We start from the raw sequence: 19,630 nt of genomic DNA, 5'->3' as shown, positions 1-19,630 counted from the left end.
AAAATGACTGCAAAAATCGGACAAATTTCTCAAACCGCATTTCTAACATTGCAATGTCATGCTTTAGATGCAAACTCCAGGCATTCCATATTAAATGACAGGAATTCTTTAGACACATTGGAGGCGTTAAAGGAGATAACCGGACTTCCGGGATTTAACTCAAACCAAATTAAAAAGAGTCTGGTCACTCACATCGCACTTCGTGCCCGGCAGTATGATTTATTTGCTAAAAGTTTTATTGAAAAACATCCTGATGCTGCGATTGTAAATATTGGGTGCGGAATGGATAACCGGTTCAAAAGAATCGATAATGGGAAAATCCTTTTTTACGACCTGGATCTCCCTGATATTATTAACATCAAAGAAAATATTATTGCGCCAACTAAACGTTACAGCCAATTTTCTCAGTCGGTTTTCGAATTCGACTGGATAAACGAAATAGACAGAGAACACGTTTTTTTGATGGCAGAAGGAGTTTTCATGTATTGTGAATTGGCTGATGTGAAAGCTCTGTTTGGCGAACTTCAAAGAAAGTTTACCAATCCGGAAGTTGTTTTCGAAGTCTTTAACACGAAATGGCTTGCTGGGTGGCGCGGAAAAATGATGGCCATAAAAATGAAAAAAGAGCTCAAACTTGGGGAAGAAACGTTATTCAAATTTGGGATTACCGATAGTAATGAAATTGAAACATGGGATACGAATTACAAGTATATTAAGGACTGGTCGTACCTTGATGAAGAAGAAGCCAACATTCCATTTAGGATTTTTTTTAGAAATAAAGATGCTTTCAGGAAAATACAATGGACAGTTCATTATAAACTTAAAAGCAATTAATTTTAAATCTTGACTCAAAAATCAATTCATTAAATAATTCTAAGTATGCCTTTCTATAAATTTGAAAATGGTAAAGTTTTTTATGAAATTTTTGGAGAAGGTGAGCCACTTTTATTGATTCATGGAAATAGTGTTTCATCCCGCATGTTTCATCCCATAATAAAACTATATGCTGATAATTACAAAGTAATACTTTTTGATTTTCCGGGGCACGGTAAATCTTCCCGGTTGGAGAAGTTTGAAACGGATTTCTGGTATTACAATTCAAAGGTGTCAAACGCCTTGCTGGAGGAATTAAATCTAAAAAATGTAAATGTAATTGGCACCAGCGGCGGGGCATTGGTTGGGATTAACCTGGCGCTCGAACATCCGGATAAAGTCAAATTTTTGGTAGCTGATAGTTTTGAAGGAGAATCATCTTTAGAAACCTTTGTAAAAACCATAAGAGAAGACAGAGAAAGAGACAAAAAGATTGAAGAAGCTCAGTTTTTCTGGAAAGATATGCACGGAACGGATTGGGAAAAAGTGGTTGATATGGACACCAATGTAAACATCGAATTTGCAAAAACCGGTAACTCTTTTTTCCATAAATCGATTTCGGAACTTGATGTGCCAACATTGCTCACAGGAAGTTTGGAAGATGAATATTGTAATCATCTGGATAAGATTTTCGAGGGATTAAAGGACAAAAATACAGCTCTTAAGATTCATATTTTTGAGAAAGGCAATCATCCGGCTATGTTCTCGAATCATGAAGAATTTTTCAAAATTGCAAGTGAATTTATAGCTAAAAAAATGTGAAACAAGCGAATTGCATCATTGCATTTTTAATATTGACATTTTCGTTTTATTCAAATAGCTATGGGATGAAAAAGCAAACGGGATTTATACAAATTGAACCAAACCTGAGATTATGGGTGGAAACCTACGGTGATGACTCGAACGAAGCCATTCTATTTATTTCAGGAGCCGGCGCTAATTCATCATTTTGGTCGGATAAGCTTTGCAAAAACCTCGCCAACAGAAACTTTTGTGTGATAAAATACGACCATCGCGATTTTGGTTATTCAACGAAAGTTGATTACGAAAAAAATCCCTTTGACGTTATGCAACTTACCAAAGATGCCATAACAATATTGGATTCGCTTTCGGTTACAAAGGCACATGTTGTAGGTCATTCGATGGGTGGTTTTATAGTTCAGCTATTGGCAATTCATTATCCCGACAGGATTATTTCCATGACTTCAGCTTCAGCTTCAACAAATTCCGGTAATATCCCACCGCCACCACCTAAAACTTGGGAAATATTTATGGAAAACAATCCGACCAATAATTTTAATAATGACCTGCAAGGTTTTCTGAAAGTATGGAAATACTTGAATGGAACTGCCGAGTTTGATAAAAAACTGGCTGTTGAATACACCAAAAACCTGTATGATCGTCAGGATATTATTGGGGCTATTGGTGACTCGCATGTTAAAGCACAGGCAAATCTTACCGACAGAACAGAACAACTACAAGAGGTAAAAATACCGGCGCTAATTATTCATGGCGAAGAAGATTATCTTGTGCACAAATTCGGAGGAATTCAAACTGCAGCGTGTATACCCAATTCTAAGTTGGTACTTATTCCTAAAATGGGACACGTTCTTTTCAATTGTACTATTCTAGAGAGGTTTGAACAGGAGATAATTCAATTTTTAATAAAAAATAAAAGGAAAACAAACCCTTCGTAGTTTTGAAAGCAACCAATATTTATTAATAAAAATGCTTTATGTATGTGTACAAGCTTCACAATTAAAACCGATTCAGAATTAATATTTGGCCGAAATTTGGATGTAGAAACTGACATTGGGACAGTATTTATTAATCCTCGCGAGGTAAAAAAGACAGCTTATATTAGTCGAAAATGTAACGAAACTCCTGCGGTTTGGAGGTCAAAGTTTGGAAGTATTACTTTTAATCAGATAAGTAAGGATATTCCACATGGCGGGATGAATGAAAAAGGCTTGGTTGTGGAACACCTGTTTTTGGAAGAATCAGTTTATGAGCAACCTGATGAAAGACCTGCTTTAATTTCTCACCAGTGGATTCAGTATATGCTTGATTCGTGTAAATCCGTTAATGAAATAATAAAATCCTGCACAGAGGTGCGAATTTCTAATGTAGATTTTAAATTCCCCATTCATTTTAATACAATGGATAGAAATGGAGACAGCGCTATATTTGAATTTATTAATGGAAAGATGCTTGTGTATAAAAATAATCCACGCTTAGATGGAGTCTTATCAAATAACACAATTGAAAATTCATTGAATCAAAATGAGCATATTAAAGATATCGGTAAAAATAATTACCCAACTGATGTGGCGAATTCATTGGAGAGATACAATATCGCCAAGGAATTAGTTGAAAAATATGAAGGGCAGAATGAAATAGACTATAGTTTTTCGATTCTTGATGCAGTGAGTAATAACACGCAATGGAAGATAGTTTATGACATTAAAAACATGAAAATCTATTACATAACTAACTCAAGTAAAAAAGTAAGAACAATGAATGTAAAAGATTATGATTTTACTTATTACACAAGTAGAACGATTGACATTAATAAAAACCCGAATGTTAAAAATAATTGGGTGATATATAACCACGCTATTAATAGCGAAATAATAAATTCAATCTGTGATAAGTCCGAGTTCATTAATAGTATTCTTGGAAAAGAGGAAATAGCCAGTTATGACAGTTCCATAAAAAAATGGAATTCGTAATAGTGTTAATTATTTGCAATTGTGAGTTTTGATCAGTTTTCAATTTTTTTATGGAAGTAGTATCTTTAATTTTTAATAGTCGGTATTTATTTTATATTAATCAAGAATGCTACTAACTAAACTACATATTCCGCAACCCAAAGAGCATGTGGTTCACCGATCAGCTTTATTTGAAAAATTAAATGAAGGATTGAACCGTAGATTAATTCTTGTTTCCGCCACAGCAGGTTATGGAAAAACTACGCTTGTTAGCGATTGGATAATTCAAAACAAAATACCAACTGCCTGGTACTCGGTGGATAGCCGCGATAATGATCCCTTTGAATTTCTGAGCTTAATGATTAACAGCATCCAAACAGTTAATGAAAACATTGGGGGCAAATCACTTAATTTATTAAAATCTCCGGGCACTGCAGAAATAAAGTATATTATCGAACTGCTTATAAATGACATACTTTCTGTTGAAAAAGAGTTTCTGCTTGTTATTGACGACTTACATTTAATTAACCGCTCAGAGATATTTAAGACCTTAAGTTTTATCATTGAGTACAAACCTCAAAACTTTAAAATTGCGCTGTTAACTCGCTCTGATCCTCCAATTTCATTGGCACGGCTGAGAAGTCAGAATGAACTTATGGAAATTCGGTCTGCTGATTTAAGCTTTAACGAGCACGATATTACCGATTTTTTTAACCGGAAATTAAAGCTCGGGCTTACCCGGAATGACATTAGCCTTGTAGAACTAAAAACCGAAGGTTGGATTGCCGGGTTACAATTAACTGCAATTACACTTCAGAATAAAGATAATATTTCGGAATACCTGAAAAGTATTGCCGGAGACAGCAGGTATATTATGGATTACCTGATTGAGGAAGTCCTGAATACACTGGATAATGAGACGCGAGACTTTCTGTTAAAAACCTCGGTACTGGATCAATTCTCAGGCTCGCTATGCGATGCAATACTCGACAAAAACAATAGCCAGCAATTACTTGAATCGCTTGAAAAATGTAACATGTTTATTGTTCCGCTCGATGATGAACGCAAGTGGTTTCGTTACCATCATCTTTTTGGCGATTTATTAAAACAACGACTGCAAATCAAGCATAAAGAACAAATACCAGAATTGCATAAAAAAGCTGGCTTATGGTATGAAGCAAAAGGATTTTCCTTATTTGCCATTGAGCATACACTAAAAGCCGGAAGTTCTGAAAAGGCACTGCAATTAATTGATAACGAAGTTGATAGTTTATGGGAAACATCGCAGTATACAATTATTCTGAAATTTACACAGCACCTGAATGAAAATGAAATTATCTCAAGTGGTAAATTTGGGATTGCCTACGCCTGGGTACTCATTATAATGGGTAAATTAGATGTAGCCGAGGTATTTCTGGATAAATTACAAACCAGTATAAAAACCGATAAATCTAACGGCGCCAGGAATAAACTGTTGGGAAGATTGTATGAAACGTATAACCTTTTAAAAGTCTTTTCGGGCGATGTTGAAGCCGCATTCAGGTACTCAAAACTTGCTATTGAAAATATTGAAACAAATGATGTTTTATGGAATTCGTGGGCTCATATTTCATACGGAGAATCGAATTTGCTTCGGTTTGAATTGAACAAAAGCATCAGCTCATTTAAAATTGCAAGAGAAAAGGCTCAAAAAGTAGATAACCTGTACCTGAATTTAATAGCAACCTCTAAAACTGCGTATGTATTAAAAGTAAAAGGGGAGTATACTAAATCACTCGAACTATGTAATAATCTTCTTGAAACATTTAATGCCGATTCAAAAATCGAAGAATACCGGATTGGCCTGTTATCGTCAATACTTTATTCCATAATTGGATATATTCAGGCCGAGCAGGGAAAAACTGAGGAAGGAATTAAAAATGCCCGTAAAGGTTATAATCTTTCAAGAGGAGTTTTAAGTCTGTCGTTTCAAGCTTACAATGCTTTATTGCTGGCAGAGACATATTACAAGTCTGGAGAATTCAATAAAGCTTTGTCGTTAATTGAAGAGCTTGAAAAGATCGTTAATCAGGATATTGCGCAATGGCTTTATGTTTTGGCCAATTCCTTAAAATGCAATTTGCTGATTTTGCTTGGTGAAGACGAAAAGGCTCTCACAATCCTTAACCGTAGAAAGGAAACAACTAAAAACCACAATTTTGAGAACTATTTTTATAATGTAGCCATTGCTCGTTATAGTATCTCACAGAAAAATTATAGCGAATCCATCTTGTTGCTAACCGACCTAAAGAAGGGGTTGAAAAGTCATGACGCTTTTGAATTATTAGCAGAAGTAAAACTCTTAATGGCAAAATCGTTATTGCTTGCAAATAAAAGGGAAGAGGCTATAATTTCTGTTTTGAATTGTTTAAAATGTACCCAATCTGATCATTTTAATAGAATTTATATCAATGAAGGGGCAGAAATTGAGTCCTTATTAAGGGAAATAGGACAAAGAAAGAAAGTTAGTTCGACAGAAAAACTAGATGCAGTGTCTTCCAGCTATTTGAATGTTCTTATTGAAGCTTTTGAAAATGAAAAGAAAACAAGTAAAGCTGCAACGGAAAATGTTTTAAGTGCCCGTGAATTAGATACACTTAAACTATTAGCCAAAGAATACTCCAACCAGCAAATTGCCGACGATTTGTTTATTTCTTTGAATACCGTAAAAAGCCACTTGAAAAACATTAATCTCAAACTCGAAGTGGATAGTAGAACAAAAGCTGTAGAAAAGGCGAAAGAACTTGGGATTGTCTAATTCAGATATTCAAATATGCTACTAACTAAACTACATATTCCGCAACCCAAAGAGAATGTTGTTCACCGATCTGCCTTGTTTGAAAAACTAGATGAAGGATTAACCCGAAGACTCATTCTTGTTTCCGCCACAGCCGGTTATGGAAAAACAACACTTGTTAGTAATTGGATTAATAAACATAACTTTCAAACTGCATGGTATTCCTTAGATGAGCGGGATAATGATCAAGTAGTATTTTTAAAATATTTATTTAATAGTATTCGAAACCTAAATAATAGTATTGGTGATAACTCCTTGGAATTACTTAAATCATCAGACACCATTAAAATAAGCTATATCGTTGAGTCATTTATTAATGAACTCTTGCCAATCGAAGAAGATATTCTAATAGTGTTGGATGATTTTCATTTAATTAATAATCAGCAAATTTCAGATATTCTACTTTTCTTGCTGGAAAATAGCCCTAAAAACATTCATTTTGTGATTATTACCCGACAAGATCCTCAAATACCTCTTTCCAGAATCAGAAGTCAGAATGAAATCGTTGAAATAAGATCAGCAGAATTAAGTTTCACGAAGAACGATATTGGGGAGCTATTTAACCGAAAACTTAAATTGAGTTTAAGCGATAAAGATATTGACTTACTTAAAAGAAAAACGGAAGGATGGATTGCCGGATTACAGTTGGTGTCTTTGACATTTAAAGGACAAGATAATATTTCTGAATACATAGAACAGCTAGCAGGTAACAATAAGTATATTATGGATTACCTTATGGAAGAGATTCTAATTATTCAAAATGATGAAATGCGGGAATTTCTTCTTTGTACATCTATATTTGATCGTTTGTCAGGATCGCTTTGTGATGCGGTTCTCGGGAAAGATAATAGTCAGCAATTACTTGAAATACTTGAAAAAGGAAACATGTTTCTAATTCCTTTGGATAATGAGAGAAAATGGTACAGATATCATCATCTATTTGCTGATTTATTAATGCAGAGGCTGAACCAATACTATAAAAAACGTATTCAAAGCTTGCATCAAAATGCCGGAACCTGGTTTGAACAAAATGATTTTGCATTATTGGCAATTGAGCATACGCTTAAAGCAGGAAATATTAAAAAAGGTCTTGAACTTATTGATGAAATTATTGATCACCTGATAGCAACTTCTCAATACGGTATAGTTTTAAAATTTGCTGATCTTTTTCCTGAGAAAGAGGTTTTCTCAAATTTAAAGTTCGGTGTTATGCATGCATGGACTTTAATAATTGTAGGAAGATTGAATGAAGCTGAAGAGTTTTTAGATAAACTGAATGTTTTGGTTCATGATGAAAATGTCAAAAATAAGAACAAGGTTCTGTTAGGAAGACTCTATACAACCAATACCCTTCTTAAAGATTACATGGGTGATGTAGAAAGTGCTACATACTTTGCTAATTTATCTGTCAACCATTTAAATGATAATGACAATGTTTGGAGTTCCTGGGCATACTATGGAAAGGGATTATCTGAATTATTGCAGTTCGACCTTGAAAAATGCACATCTTCATTTTTTACTGGATTGGATCATGCAAAGAATATCGATAACACATATTTGGAAATTGTACAAACATTCCATTTTGCATATTTCTCAAAGCATAGAGGGAAATATCAAGAATCAGTTAAAATATGCCTGGAACTACTTGAAAAGTATAAAGAGAAAAAGTATACAGAAGGATTTAAATTTAATCTGTATTCATCAATATTGTATTCAACAATTGGCTTTATATATACCGAACAGGGAAATATAACATCAGGTATCGAAAATGCATTCAAAGGTTATGAACTATCACAGAATCTGGTGAGTATGTCATTTAAAGGCGTTGGATTATTATTATTGGCTGAAAGTTATTATAAAGCCGGTAAATTAAAGACAGCTCTGGAAACTATTGAAAAGCAGAAGACCAGACTCTTGAATAATTCGAGACATCATTTAGCTGTTTTATCATTTGCCTTAAAGCTAAAGTTGTTTTCCCAATTAGGCATGAAAAATGAAGCTGATTCATTATACAAACAACTAAGTAACCCAACAAATAATAATCCAATTGAACAAATTCTATATGGTATAGCAAGTGCTCGTTATTTCATTTCTTTTAATAAATACCAAAAAGCGGATACAATTCTTGATGAACTATCATTGAAACTAAAGAATAGCAAGATAGTAGAGTTGTTTGCTGAAGTGGAAATAATGAAAGTACTAGTATTCATAAAGACAGGGAAAAATGAAGATGCCATTAACAGTATCAGAGAATTGTTAATTCTAACCCAGAGGGAAGGATTAGTTAGACTGTATTTGAATGAAGGCATTGAAATTGAAAAGATTCTAAAGGAAGTAAAAAAAGAAAAAGCAATTAAGTCGGATGAAACTTTAGATGCAATTTCAACAGATTATCTTAACCTTTTACTAAAGGGATGTGAAAATGAAAAGAATACGGAAAAATCTTCTTCCGAAAACGTTTTAAGCGCCCGGGAGCGGGATACACTTAAACTATTAGCCAAAGAATACTCCAACCAGCAAATTGCCGACGATTTGTTTATTTCGTTGAACACTGTAAAAACCCACCTGAAAAACATCAACCTCAAACTTGAGGTAGATAGCCGGATAAAAGCCGTGGAAAAGGCGAAAAAATTGGGAATCCTGTGATTTTTAATTTCATAAAACATTCAAAATCACCCTCTGAAATCACCCAAAAGGGTGATTTTTTTTTGGCGGATGATCCGGACCTTTGTTGTGTTGATTCAAAGCAATTTAAAATGAATGGTACAATTAAAATAAAAATCAAAGGACATCTCGATTCATCGTGGAAAGAATGGTTTGATGGTTTGGATATCACAACTAAAGGCGATTACACCATTTTGCGCGGAGATGCACGAGACGAAGCATTTATTTACGGAATTCTGAACAAGATCAGAGATTTAAATCTGAAACTTATTTCAGTAGAAAAAACGGAGAGTCCCGGCAAATAATGATTTCAAAAATCAAAAAAAATCACGGACAAATGATGCTAGATGAAATATTACAAAACCGAAGATCTATTAGAAACTACCAGGATAAACCTGTTTCGTTGGTTACAATACGAAGCATAATAAAAGATAGTACTTTGGCGCCAAGTGCCGGCAATGAGCAGCCATGGAAGTATCTGGTTGTAAGCAACAAAGCAATGCTCGACCGGATATCTGATGAGTGCAGGCAGAATTTCATCAAACGTATTGCTGCGAATCCTGGCGATCCTGCTAAAAAATATGAAAAGATGCTTCAAAATGAATCTTTCCATATTTTCTATCACGCGCCTGCTGTGGTTTTTATTATGGGGGAAACGAATGTTAAAAACCTGGTTGCCGACTGTTCGTTAGCTGCTTGCTATTTTATGTTTTTAGCAACATCGAAAGGATTAGGAACATGCTGGGTGAATTTTGCCACGGCAATTAGTAATCCTGAATTACGAAATGAACTAGGAATACCAGCGAACCTAAAAATAGTTGCACCTCTTGCATTGGGATATCCTAAAAAAATTCCCGCAATTCACCCAAGAAAAAAACCTCACATTTTGAATGTAATCGAATAAAATGAAAGCAAAAAATATAGTACTGGCAGGAGCTACAGGGTATTTGGGAAGATACATAGCCGAAGAATTAACGGCCCGGGAATATAACACCTGTTTAATTGTCCGGAACAAGGAGAAAGCCGGTTTTGATCAGGATAAATTTGATGTAATAGAAGCAGAGGTAACTAATCCGATGAGTATTATTGAATGCATGCCAAATGCGGATGTTGTTATTAGTACTGTCGGAATTACCAAACAAAAGGATGGACTGACCTATATGGATGTTGATTACCGGGCCAATTTGAATTTATTGGAAGAAGCAATTGAAAGCGGAGTAAAAAAGTTCATTTATGTGTCAGCATTTAATGCCGACAAATTAACACATCTGAAAATGTGTGAAGCTAAAGAAATGTTTGTTAAAAAGCTCAAGGAATCGGGTATCGGCTATTGTATTGTGCGGCCAAATGGCTTTTTCTCAGACATGAGCGAATTCCTAAAAATGGCAAAAAAAGGAAAAGCCGAACTTTTTGGCGATGGAAATTTTAAAATGAATCCTATACACGGTGCCGATTTGGCCAAAATATGTGTTGATGCCATTGAGACGAATGAAATAGAAATTGAAGCCGGTGGTCCTGAAATTCTCACGCATAACGAAATTGTAAATATGGCATTCGATACGCTCGGGAAAAAACCAAAAATTAGCTACATGCCCGAATGGATGAGAAAAACGATATTATGGTTCGCCAGAACATTCACATCTCAGAAAACTTACGGTCCGATGGAATTTTTCTTCACTGTTCTTGCAATGGATATGGTTGCCCCCTGGTATGGAGATCATAAGCTTAAAAACTTTTTTGAAGGCATAAAAACAGAAAACAATTAAACGACTAAAATTTAAGCCATGGAAACAATTAAACAAACAGAATGCAGAAACGACAATTCGTCTTCGTGGATTATAGGAGGAACTACGATGCTTGGATTAGGCGTTGGTTTTTTTGTGCTCCACACATCGGCAAAAGCCTTTGTTGGCTGCATTATGGTAGGAATTGGGATAGGGCTTGTGATTAGCTCTCTTATCAACAAAAATCACTAAAAAATTTTTAGGAAAACGAAAACAAGAAACATGAAAACAATGAAACAATTATTAAATATTGTCATAATTATTCTTGTATCCGCTTTTTTCTTCGGATGCGATGAAGGAGTTTATGATATTGATGAACCGGGAAATTTGCTCCCGAAAACTGTAACGGAAGATCTTCGTCTTCCACGGCTTGAAATAAACGGGAAACTGTTTCATGCCGAAACGATGGGAAATATTGAAAACCCGATTATTATTTTTCTGCATGGAGGTCCGGGAAGCGATTATAGACCAATGATTAGTCAGAAAGGAGTTGAAAATGCTTCACGTTATCCAGAAGAAAGGACAGTTACCAATGGCGGAATAAGCCAACTTCAGGATGAATATTTCTGCGTATTCTACGACCAGCGTGGAGGAGGGCTCTCGCCTCGTTTTGAACCGGGTAAATTGAGCTTTGATTTGTATGTTGAAGATCTAAATGACATTATTGAATATTACCTGCAGGCAAAAGAAAATGAAACAGGTATTTCCGATTCACAGGTGTATTTGTTTGCCTGGTCGTTTGGCGGGACATTAGCAACCGGCTTAATAAATGCATATCCTGAAAGAATAAAAGATATTGTTTCCTATGAGCCGGGGCCTTTATCAAAAGAAGTTTGGGACTATGTTAAGGATAATACAACTTCAGTGTTAAGTGAAATTGGTAAAGAATGGCTGGAAGAGTATTTAATTGCACACGATCATTTTACTCCTGATGGGCACGAACGAGCCGATTACCAATACATGATGAACGTAAGCCAGTCCGACAAATCGCAGCCCGAGTTCCATGCAGATCCTAACTCACCATATTGGCGGGCAGGCGCTTTACTTCTAGATGATAACCTTGATTTTATTGATTCGGAAGATTTCGATATTACTTCAAATCTCAATTCATTTCAGGGTAGGTTTTTATTTATCGGAAGTGAAAACGTACTGAATGAATTACCAGAATACGCCGATATGCAAATGCAATATTATCCACAATCTGGTTTAATTGAAGTTTCAGAAGTTGGGCATACGGGTCCTTGGGAAAAGCCTGACGAAATAGCATTATTAATCAGAAATTATTTTAAGTAGATTTTTTAAACAGAAAACAAAATGAACAACATAAAAACCATAGTAATTGCAATGACACTGCTTTTTACCTTAAATCAGTTGTCGGCGCAAACCATAATAAATAGCGATCCTGACGTAAACAACAGGGTGTATTTACGAACGGGAATAGAACCTGCAACCATGCTTACGTTAGGCTATGAGCGTAAATTTGATATTGGATTTTTAAACCAAAACATTGTTGGTTTTGCAGAATTTGGTTCATCAACGGCGAATTTCAGTAACAACGATTTTAAAATAGGTGGAATTCTACCCGTGATTGAAAAAGGGAAATTCAAAATTGTAAATAACCTGAATGTTTCTGCCGGAAGCATGTCGGCAAAGAATTTCGATTCGAAAAGGTTTGCCGCTGCTGATGAAGTGGCATTTGGCATTTACGGCGTAAAGCGATTTGTTGCACTTACTGCGGAATATGAAAACATCTTTCTAAATAAAATTGAGCATTCTGATTTTTATAAGGAAACCTATTATGAGGATGCTGTTGATGGCTGGTACAAAGGTGCCGGTGGAAGGTTTCAATTTGGACTGGAAGGTGGATTCACCATCAAAAAGGATATTGATGTCTATTCGGAATTGAAACTTCCATTTACAGAAAAACTTAATAGTTACAGAGGTTCTCCAATGCACTTAAACTTAGGGATAGCCTACAGATTCTAACGTTTTTACAAGATGAACAGAAATGAGAAAAAGTAATAAGATAACACTATTAAAAATAGCATTTTGGTTAGGTGCCATTACTGATGCGCTTGCTGCAATAATTATGATGTTCCCGGAATTCGGAACGTATCTTTTTAAGCATGAAAACGTAGTTTCAACTCCCGAATACAGATACGCTCTTGGTATGGGAGCTGGGTTAATGGTTGGTTGGACCGTGCTCTTAATTTGGGGCAGTTTAAAACCGCTTGAACGCAAAGGAATTTTAGTGATCACTGTTTTCCCGGTAATTTCAGGTATTGTTTTAGCTCAGATTTACGCAGTATCATGTGGATACATCGCATTAAATAATATGATTCCGATATGGATTCACCTGACTGTGTTAAGTTCCTATTTTCTATTCACGTTCATTAAATCAAACAAATTAAATAACAGATAAAATGAAAATTACAGATATTATAAAATATAGCCAACAACCCGAGATTTATAATCCTGGCAATGCATTTATGTGGACCGATCCGCATATTTCAAGACAATTGCTCGAAATTCACCTGCATCCCGATATTGATTTGGCAAGCAGAAAAAAGGCAACCATTGAAAAAACTATTCATTGGATTTTTGAACAGGTAGAGGATAAAAAATTAAAAATCCTCGATTTAGGTTGTGGTCCTGGATTATATACACAGCAGATTGCTCAAAAAGGTCATAAGGTTTCAGGAGTTGATATCTCAAAAAATTCGATTGACTATGCAATCGAACAGGCTAAATCAAGGAACCTGGATATTGAATACATTAATAAAAACTATCTGGATCTGGAATTGCCGGAAAATGATTTTGATTTGGTATTAATGATTTACACCGACTTAGGGGTACTGTTGCCGGATGATCGAAACAAACTTCTTGGCAAAATAGAAAAAGCCCTAAAACCCGGTGGCACTTTGATATTTGATGTTTTAAATGACAGAGAATTGGATAAAAAAGTAAGTCCGAAAAACTGGGAAGTTGCAGAACAGGGATTCTGGCGCGATAAACCTTATATAACCCTTTCTGAATCCTTTTTTTATGAAAAGGAAAAAGTAATACTTAACCAGCATGTTGTGGCTGAAGATGAAAAAACCAGCGTTTACCGTTTTTGGACGCACTACTTTTCGCATGAAGATTTAATTCGTCTTTTGAAACCATTTGATTTTACTGGTATTGAATTTAATGAAAATGTACTACCTGCAGATGATAATTTGTGGAGTGGAGAAAATGTAACTTTTTGTAAGCTATTGAAATAGAATGTTATGCTTATAGCTCAAATAATACTTTCAGGGACTTTTGCAACAATAATAATGGATTTATGTGCCAGCTTCCTTGCTAAAAGAAAAATTATACATCCATTTATTACTCAAAATGAACTTGGGCGATGGTTTCTATATTTGTTTAAGGGAAAATATTTTCACCAGAATATTACTACAACACCTCCGTTAAAAAATGAAAAATTATGGTGTTTTATATCGCATTATTTAATAGGTATCGTTTTAACCGGATTCTATTTTGGGATGGAATTAAAATTCCCTTGGATGAAAAACCAATTTTGGTTGCCAATATTCTATGGTTTTGTAACTGTAATTTTTCCATGGTTTTGGCTTTTGCCAAGTATCAACATGGGATTTGTTGCGGCTAAATCTGAACAGAGATCGAAGATTATTCGTACCAACATAACAAACCACACTGTTTTTGGCTTAGGTATTTTGTTGTGGATGATCCTCATTAAACCGCTATTCCCCTGATTATTATTAAATTCTAACCCAATAATTAAAAATGAAAACAGTATCTACCATTATACTACTAATTTGTATCAGTATGTTGAGCTTTGGCGAAAAACCAGTGAGAACAGGTGAAGATGTAATTGTGTTAATGAAAGAAAAGTATGCTGAGTCATTCGTCAGGAACCTAACTTTTTCTCAATATGTATTTGAATATCAAAACGGTTCTGTCGTTAACAAAACAGTGTGGCATGAGGCTTATCGATCTCCAAATCAATTGATAATTAAGTTTGACAGTTTCGACAGTGGAGATGGTTATGTGTTTCGAAATGACAGTATTTACATCATAAATAATAATCAGGTTCAGAATAAAATAGAGGATATTCATGATCTAATGGTACTGGGTTTCGATGTGTATGTACAACCAGTTAAACTTACCATTGATAAGCTCACGAAAAAAGGTTATGATATTTCCCGGTTGTATGAAACTTCGTTAAATGGGAAATCAGTGTACTGTGTAGGTGCGTCTGATGATAATGATGATAGCCCAAGGTTTTATGTCGATAAAGAAAGGCTTGTTTTTATAAAAATGATAAATAACAATCATGGTCGATATGATGAAGCCATTTTTGATAATTACAGAATGATAAATGGTAAATACATAGCAACAGAGGTGGTATTTTTTAAAAATGGAAATCCCATAATGAAAGAAGAATACTTCGATATTGCTTTCCCTCAAAAGTTGAAAGCCAAAATCTTTGATCCTAATTACTTTAAAGGTGCAAGTTGGTGATGACCTTCGAATATAAATAATAGCAATATGGATATGTTTGACTACATAACTTACAAAAGATTTGTGATCATTTTTACCATCTTATCTCTAATTCATTTTAATACAGCTAGTGCCCAAAGGACTTCTTTTAAAGTCATAATAATTACCATGATGGAAATGGGAGATCTTACTGATGATGGTATAGGAGAAGCCCAACTTTGGTATCAGAGAGACAGCCTTGTAAATGAGATGGAAATACCGGGAGCTTATTCTCCTTTGTATTATAACGATAATGGAGAAGGTTTAATAATTACCGGAGGTGGATTGGCTAATGCTACCGCGTCTGTTATGGCATTGGGATTAAATCCTAAACTGGATCTTTCAAATACCTATTTCATTGTAGCCGGTATTGCCGGCACTTCACCCCAAGTTTGCACACTTGGTTCAGCTGTATGGTCGGAATGGATTTTGGATGCTGATTTGTGTCATGTTATTGATGCCAAAGAATTGCCTGATAATTGGGATTTTTCCAGATTCCGACTTGGCTGTAAAGAGGTTTGGTGTGAAAATGGCTGGACTATCGGAACAGAAGTTACCCAGTTAAATTCATCACTGGTGAAAAAAGCATATGAAATAACAAAAAACGTTGAATTATTTGATATTCAGGAGGCTCAAGAAATCAGAAACAGGTTTCCAGCTAATTCTGCTGCACGAAGAGAGCCTTTTGTTACAATTGGAGATAATGTTGCCGGCAATACTTTTTTCTATGGGAAAGTTTATAGCGAGTGGGCAGATTGGTGGGTTAAGAAATGGACTAATGGACAGGGAACATACTATGTAACCAACATGGAAGACAGTGGTATTGTTACAGCACTAAAAAGACTTTCAGAGACTAATCTTATTTCTTTTGACAGGGTGATGGCACTTCGAACTGCGAGTGATTTTGATCAACAATACCCGGGTGAAAATGCAAGCGATTGTATTAATGATACATGGGTTGGATTTCCAATTGCCGTTGAAAATGCATACCGGGTAGGCGGGTTTGTTGCCCATGAAATAGTGAATAATTGGGCAGAATGGAATGAGGAGTAAACGCTTTTTGGGAGACGAATCTTCTCTTGGGTAGGCTTTAAAGCTTTTGAATCACCCTAAAGAATCACCCCGAAGGGTGATTCTTTCCTAAAATATGATAATGACCTTTGAACAAAATTAGAACCAAGCAAAGATTTGCTAGCTCAGAAATAATTACAATGAATAAGTTTGAGTATAAATATTTCAATCAGGAAGATCTGTTAATTTATGAAGCAAGAGATGATTTAAGAATTTCTGATCTGTTGGAAATGGTAGAGATTTTGGCTGAATATGCCAAGAACTCAACTATAATAAGGGTTTTACTTGATCTGCGTTTTTTTTATGCTAATTATGAGATTAATGAGCAAGTGACACTTATTAATGCATTCAATGAGCTTTTCAAAAAATCATGTACGATAAAAATCGCCGACATTGTAAATTCTCCTCGTGAAACCTCTTTTGCCCTAATCTTCTTAATGGAATTGAAAACAATTGATAATGTTGAGTTTGAAGTTTTTTGTACCAGGGAAGCAGGAATGAATTGGCTGGAAAACTAAAATATTAACACTGGGATAATTCAGAAAAACAGTAGGTTTCTTTATTGATGATCGTATTTATAAAAATTGATAACAGTATTTAATAATGAGAATTTCATTTTGTTCAAGTAATTCTGTTTTAAGGACTTGTAGCCAAAAGCAGTTTCAATATTACATCGACCCTTATATTGGTCATCAGAGCAGTTTCGCTTATTTTACTAACTCAAATTGTTCCAAAACAAGTTGGAATGATGAAATAAAAATTCAAAGAGATATTTGTACAAAATTGCAAAAAGAACTCGATGAAATTGAGCCACAAACCATTCTTATCGGATATAAGACCGATCCGTACCAGGTATTGGAAGAGAGTCTTTGTCAGACTAGAATCGTATTGGAAGTTTTACTAGAAAAAGGTTTTTCAGTCAACATAAATACGAAATCAAATCTTGTTAAACGAGATTTCGATATTCTGAAAAAGATGCCTGCCTCGAAGGTTTGTTTATCGGTTGCTTCGAACGACGATAAAATTAACGAACTGTTTGATTTCAATACTTTGAATAAAAAGAATCGGAATCAGGCTCTTCGTGAGATTAAAGCTGAAGGTGTGAAAACATCGTTAAAAATTGGTCCGATTATTCCAAAAATATCAGATCCCAAAGCGATTGTTTCTGAAGTTCAACACATAACAGATGATATTGAGTTACATGCTTTGAGTTTTAATGATAAAAGGGGAGAGGACTGGATTCGTTTTGAAGAAATTCTGTATAAAAACTATCTGGAAAGTGCTGAAGAGATTGAAACGATAATATTTTCAAAAGATCATGTTTATTGGTTGAAGCTGCGAGCTGAACTCGAAGTTTACATAAGCAACAAAAATTTAAATTTTAGCTTAAAATTTTAGTAAGTATTGGATGATTGCTTGCCTTTGTGGATGTCATGAATTCAGAAACGAAGAGACAGTGTAACATTTATATCTCCAATTCGTTAGCGTTCATGCTAAGCCGAATATCGAAACAATCAAATTAAAAAAAATGACAGAATTAAAGAAAAAGAAGGCTTTTTGGGATTTTAACGAACCAGGATGTGCTGTAATAACAGGAGCTTCTTCTGGATTAGGACTATGTTTTGCTAATAAGCTTGCAGAACTTGGATTTAATCTGGTTTTAGTTGCACGACGGAGTGAACGACTTCATGAAATTGCGACGAGACTTCAATCAGAATTTTCTATAAAGTGTGAAATAATTCGAGCCGATCTCGCTCTTGCAAAAGACATTAATAAAGTTTCAGAAAGTATTAAACAAATATCAAATCTTGATTTCTTGATTAATAATGCCGGATTTGCCACGCAGGGTTATTTTGCGGATGTACCCATTGAAAAAGATATGAATATGCTTCATGTGCATATGGCAGCACCAATACAATTTAGCCATACAGCCCTCCAAATTATGATTAAAAGGAAACACGGTGCTATAATAAATGTTTCATCATTGGGTGCTTATATATTAACACCGGGCAATGTTTTGTATGATGCTACAAAATCATTTCTAATTACCTTTTCCGAAAACCTCAAAGCCGAGGTAAAAGGCTTAGGCATAAAAATACAAGCACTTTGTCCCGGATTTGTAAGTACCGAATTTCACGAGGTTGGAGACTTAAAGAATTTTGACAAAAGTGCAGTGCCGGATTCTTCATGGATGACACCGGAAAGCGTGGTTTTGCAATCACTGAAAGCGTTAGAAAAAAATAAAAGAACTGTTTTTATTCCAGGAAGGAAAAAACGTTTTACTAAATGGCTTTACACAAACAGCTCGCTGGTACGCTACTTATTTCAAAGGAAAATTGAAGAAATAGAGAAGAGTAAAAAATTACGAGAAGCAAACAAAGTTTGAATTCCATTAAGTTTTTTATGGTTTTTACTTGGATGAAAACTACTTTATAATCTAAGATGTAATTTTATTAAGTAGCATATTTTCTGCTCGCAAAATCTTTTAAAACAGATAGATAATCTTGATTGGCTTGATCGATTCAAATAACTAAATAGAACAATGTGTCGGGATTTTACACCAGAAGATACGAACCATACTATTAGAAATAGCACTTATGAATACAATTGATTTACCCCTGAACAAACATACAGGACTTAAGAAAATGGCTAAGTCTACTGATTATATTTTTACTATGCCGCCTGATGAAAAATTATTAAATCATCTCGGAACGCTCCATGCAGGAGCACTTTTTATTTTGGCAGAAGCAACAAGTGGCGAATTTTTGTTAGAAGAATTTAAAACTGTTGTCAACAAAGTAGTTCCGGTAGTTCGAAAAGCAGAAATCAAATTTAGCAAACCGGCAAATGGTATCGTTTATTCAAAAGCTGACTATGTTAATTCAGATCGAGAAGAGGCGTTGTTGGAGCTGGAAAGCAGAAAAAGGACTAATATAAAAGTAAAGGTTGATCTTTATAACACATCAAGAGAAAGGGTATTTAGTTCCGTTTTTTGCTGGTTTATTATCATGAATTAGCTGGCGACAGGATATGACAAAACTTAATTTTATTTGGGAAATGTTATAAAAGTATTTAAATATGTATAGTTTTATTTGGAATTGGAGTGGATAATAAATTTTAGCTAATGATATTTATTGCCGGAATAA

At 34.8% G+C, this 19,630-nt stretch carries 21 protein-coding genes; all 21 read left to right on the top strand.

What is annotated here, in order from left to right; genetic code table 11:
• Window positions 1-3 precede the first annotated feature (3 nt).
• The 21 genes from LH29_RS19535 to LH29_RS19435 all read left to right on the top strand — a co-directional run bounded on the left by LH29_RS19535 (window position 4) and on the right by LH29_RS19435 (window position 19,501).
• Window positions 4-834, top strand: coding sequence for a class I SAM-dependent methyltransferase (locus tag LH29_RS19535; RefSeq protein ID WP_082063862.1), 831 nt, complete (start codon window positions 4-6; stop codon window positions 832-834).
• A gap of 45 nt (window positions 835-879) precedes the next feature.
• On the top strand, window positions 880-1,635 hold the full coding sequence (locus tag LH29_RS19530) for an alpha/beta fold hydrolase (protein WP_045032959.1): 756 nt from the start codon (window positions 880-882) through the stop codon (window positions 1,633-1,635).
• A gap of 65 nt (window positions 1,636-1,700) precedes the next feature.
• Window positions 1,701-2,570, top strand: coding sequence for an alpha/beta fold hydrolase (locus tag LH29_RS19525; protein WP_045032957.1), 870 nt, complete (start codon window positions 1,701-1,703; stop codon window positions 2,568-2,570).
• A 42-nt stretch (window positions 2,571-2,612) separates the two neighbouring features.
• Window positions 2,613-3,605, top strand: coding sequence for a linear amide C-N hydrolase (locus LH29_RS19520; RefSeq protein WP_045032956.1), 993 nt, complete (start codon window positions 2,613-2,615; stop codon window positions 3,603-3,605).
• Between the two features lie 106 nt (window positions 3,606-3,711).
• Window positions 3,712-6,381 carry a LuxR C-terminal-related transcriptional regulator gene (locus LH29_RS19515; RefSeq protein ID WP_045032955.1) on the top strand — a complete coding sequence of 890 codons (2,670 nt, stop codon included), beginning with the start codon at window positions 3,712-3,714 and terminating at the stop codon, window positions 6,379-6,381.
• A gap of 15 nt (window positions 6,382-6,396) precedes the next feature.
• Window positions 6,397-9,066, top strand: coding sequence for a LuxR C-terminal-related transcriptional regulator (locus LH29_RS19510; RefSeq protein WP_045032954.1), 2,670 nt, complete (start codon window positions 6,397-6,399; stop codon window positions 9,064-9,066).
• A 110-nt stretch (window positions 9,067-9,176) separates the two neighbouring features.
• Window positions 9,177-9,389: a hypothetical protein gene (locus LH29_RS19505; protein WP_045033213.1), complete on the top strand. Its 213-nt coding sequence runs from the start codon at window positions 9,177-9,179 to the stop codon at window positions 9,387-9,389.
• Between the two features lie 32 nt (window positions 9,390-9,421).
• Window positions 9,422-9,988 carry a nitroreductase family protein gene (locus LH29_RS19500; protein WP_045033212.1) on the top strand — a complete coding sequence of 189 codons (567 nt, stop codon included), beginning with the start codon at window positions 9,422-9,424 and terminating at the stop codon, window positions 9,986-9,988.
• A gap of 1 nt (window position 9,989) precedes the next feature.
• Entirely contained in the window at window positions 9,990-10,850 is an 861-nt protein-coding gene (locus LH29_RS19495; protein ID WP_045032953.1) for an SDR family oxidoreductase, read from the top strand.
• Window positions 10,851-10,868: 18 nt separating this feature from the next.
• Complete coding sequence (locus tag LH29_RS19490) at window positions 10,869-11,060, top strand: hypothetical protein (protein WP_045032952.1); 192 nt, start codon at window positions 10,869-10,871, stop codon at window positions 11,058-11,060.
• Between the two features lie 39 nt (window positions 11,061-11,099).
• Window positions 11,100-12,161: an alpha/beta fold hydrolase gene (locus LH29_RS19485; RefSeq protein ID WP_198152520.1), complete on the top strand. Its 1,062-nt coding sequence runs from the start codon at window positions 11,100-11,102 to the stop codon at window positions 12,159-12,161.
• A 21-nt stretch (window positions 12,162-12,182) separates the two neighbouring features.
• Entirely contained in the window at window positions 12,183-12,854 is a 672-nt protein-coding gene (locus LH29_RS19480; protein ID WP_045032949.1) for a hypothetical protein, read from the top strand.
• Window positions 12,855-12,876: 22 nt separating this feature from the next.
• Window positions 12,877-13,290 (top strand): hypothetical protein, encoded by a 414-nt coding sequence (locus tag LH29_RS19475; protein ID WP_045032947.1) that lies wholly within the window; start codon window positions 12,877-12,879, stop codon window positions 13,288-13,290.
• A 1-nt stretch (window position 13,291) separates the two neighbouring features.
• Window positions 13,292-14,131 carry a class I SAM-dependent methyltransferase gene (locus LH29_RS19470; protein ID WP_052671107.1) on the top strand — a complete coding sequence of 280 codons (840 nt, stop codon included), beginning with the start codon at window positions 13,292-13,294 and terminating at the stop codon, window positions 14,129-14,131.
• A 6-nt stretch (window positions 14,132-14,137) separates the two neighbouring features.
• Window positions 14,138-14,626: a DUF2938 family protein gene (locus tag LH29_RS19465; RefSeq protein ID WP_045032946.1), complete on the top strand. Its 489-nt coding sequence runs from the start codon at window positions 14,138-14,140 to the stop codon at window positions 14,624-14,626.
• A 31-nt stretch (window positions 14,627-14,657) separates the two neighbouring features.
• Window positions 14,658-15,395, top strand: coding sequence for a hypothetical protein (locus LH29_RS19460; RefSeq protein WP_157493768.1), 738 nt, complete (start codon window positions 14,658-14,660; stop codon window positions 15,393-15,395).
• A 27-nt stretch (window positions 15,396-15,422) separates the two neighbouring features.
• Window positions 15,423-16,466: a purine-nucleoside phosphorylase gene (locus tag LH29_RS19455; protein ID WP_082063860.1), complete on the top strand. Its 1,044-nt coding sequence runs from the start codon at window positions 15,423-15,425 to the stop codon at window positions 16,464-16,466.
• 158 nt (window positions 16,467-16,624) lie between these two features.
• Window positions 16,625-17,002 (top strand): hypothetical protein, encoded by a 378-nt coding sequence (locus LH29_RS19450; RefSeq protein ID WP_045032943.1) that lies wholly within the window; start codon window positions 16,625-16,627, stop codon window positions 17,000-17,002.
• Between the two features lie 265 nt (window positions 17,003-17,267).
• Entirely contained in the window at window positions 17,268-17,882 is a 615-nt protein-coding gene (locus LH29_RS19445) for a radical SAM family protein (protein WP_045032942.1), read from the top strand.
• Window positions 17,883-18,012: 130 nt separating this feature from the next.
• Window positions 18,013-18,870 carry an SDR family NAD(P)-dependent oxidoreductase gene (locus LH29_RS19440; protein ID WP_045032941.1) on the top strand — a complete coding sequence of 286 codons (858 nt, stop codon included), beginning with the start codon at window positions 18,013-18,015 and terminating at the stop codon, window positions 18,868-18,870.
• Between the two features lie 211 nt (window positions 18,871-19,081).
• Window positions 19,082-19,501 carry a PaaI family thioesterase gene (locus LH29_RS19435; protein WP_082063859.1) on the top strand — a complete coding sequence of 140 codons (420 nt, stop codon included), beginning with the start codon at window positions 19,082-19,084 and terminating at the stop codon, window positions 19,499-19,501.
• The last annotated feature ends 129 nt before the right edge of the window (window positions 19,502-19,630 follow it).

Source organism: Draconibacterium sediminis, from assembly GCF_000949475.1.
Lineage (GTDB): Bacteria > Bacteroidota > Bacteroidia > Bacteroidales > Prolixibacteraceae > Draconibacterium > Draconibacterium sediminis.
This window is presented reverse-complemented; position numbering and strand designations above follow the sequence as displayed.

What these genes read in the sequence shown, in the direction of transcription:
- LH29_RS19515 (WP_045032955.1), top strand. Translation starts at nt 3,712, where the DNA reads ATGCTACTAACTAAACTACATATTCCGCAACCCAAAGAGCATGTGGTT.
- LH29_RS19475 (WP_045032947.1), top strand. Translation starts at nt 12,877, where the DNA reads ATGAGAAAAAGTAATAAGATAACACTATTAAAAATAGCATTTTGGTTA.
- LH29_RS19505 (WP_045033213.1), top strand. Translation starts at nt 9,177, where the DNA reads ATGAATGGTACAATTAAAATAAAAATCAAAGGACATCTCGATTCATCG.
- LH29_RS19480 (WP_045032949.1), top strand. Translation starts at nt 12,183, where the DNA reads ATGAACAACATAAAAACCATAGTAATTGCAATGACACTGCTTTTTACC.
- LH29_RS19535 (WP_082063862.1), top strand. Translation starts at nt 4, where the DNA reads ATGACTGCAAAAATCGGACAAATTTCTCAAACCGCATTTCTAACATTG.
- LH29_RS19455 (WP_082063860.1), top strand. Translation starts at nt 15,423, where the DNA reads ATGGATATGTTTGACTACATAACTTACAAAAGATTTGTGATCATTTTT.
- LH29_RS19525 (WP_045032957.1), top strand. Translation starts at nt 1,701, where the DNA reads ATGAAAAAGCAAACGGGATTTATACAAATTGAACCAAACCTGAGATTA.
- LH29_RS19530 (WP_045032959.1), top strand. Translation starts at nt 880, where the DNA reads ATGCCTTTCTATAAATTTGAAAATGGTAAAGTTTTTTATGAAATTTTT.
- LH29_RS19460 (WP_157493768.1), top strand. Translation starts at nt 14,658, where the DNA reads ATGAAAACAGTATCTACCATTATACTACTAATTTGTATCAGTATGTTG.
- LH29_RS19435 (WP_082063859.1), top strand. Translation starts at nt 19,082, where the DNA reads ATGAATACAATTGATTTACCCCTGAACAAACATACAGGACTTAAGAAA.
- LH29_RS19440 (WP_045032941.1), top strand. Translation starts at nt 18,013, where the DNA reads ATGACAGAATTAAAGAAAAAGAAGGCTTTTTGGGATTTTAACGAACCA.
- LH29_RS19520 (WP_045032956.1), top strand. Translation starts at nt 2,613, where the DNA reads ATGTGTACAAGCTTCACAATTAAAACCGATTCAGAATTAATATTTGGC.
- LH29_RS19485 (WP_198152520.1), top strand. Translation starts at nt 11,100, where the DNA reads ATGAAACAATTATTAAATATTGTCATAATTATTCTTGTATCCGCTTTT.
- LH29_RS19465 (WP_045032946.1), top strand. Translation starts at nt 14,138, where the DNA reads ATGCTTATAGCTCAAATAATACTTTCAGGGACTTTTGCAACAATAATA.
- LH29_RS19490 (WP_045032952.1), top strand. Translation starts at nt 10,869, where the DNA reads ATGGAAACAATTAAACAAACAGAATGCAGAAACGACAATTCGTCTTCG.
- LH29_RS19510 (WP_045032954.1), top strand. Translation starts at nt 6,397, where the DNA reads ATGCTACTAACTAAACTACATATTCCGCAACCCAAAGAGAATGTTGTT.
- LH29_RS19470 (WP_052671107.1), top strand. Translation starts at nt 13,292, where the DNA reads ATGAAAATTACAGATATTATAAAATATAGCCAACAACCCGAGATTTAT.
- LH29_RS19450 (WP_045032943.1), top strand. Translation starts at nt 16,625, where the DNA reads ATGAATAAGTTTGAGTATAAATATTTCAATCAGGAAGATCTGTTAATT.
- LH29_RS19500 (WP_045033212.1), top strand. Translation starts at nt 9,422, where the DNA reads ATGATGCTAGATGAAATATTACAAAACCGAAGATCTATTAGAAACTAC.
- LH29_RS19495 (WP_045032953.1), top strand. Translation starts at nt 9,990, where the DNA reads ATGAAAGCAAAAAATATAGTACTGGCAGGAGCTACAGGGTATTTGGGA.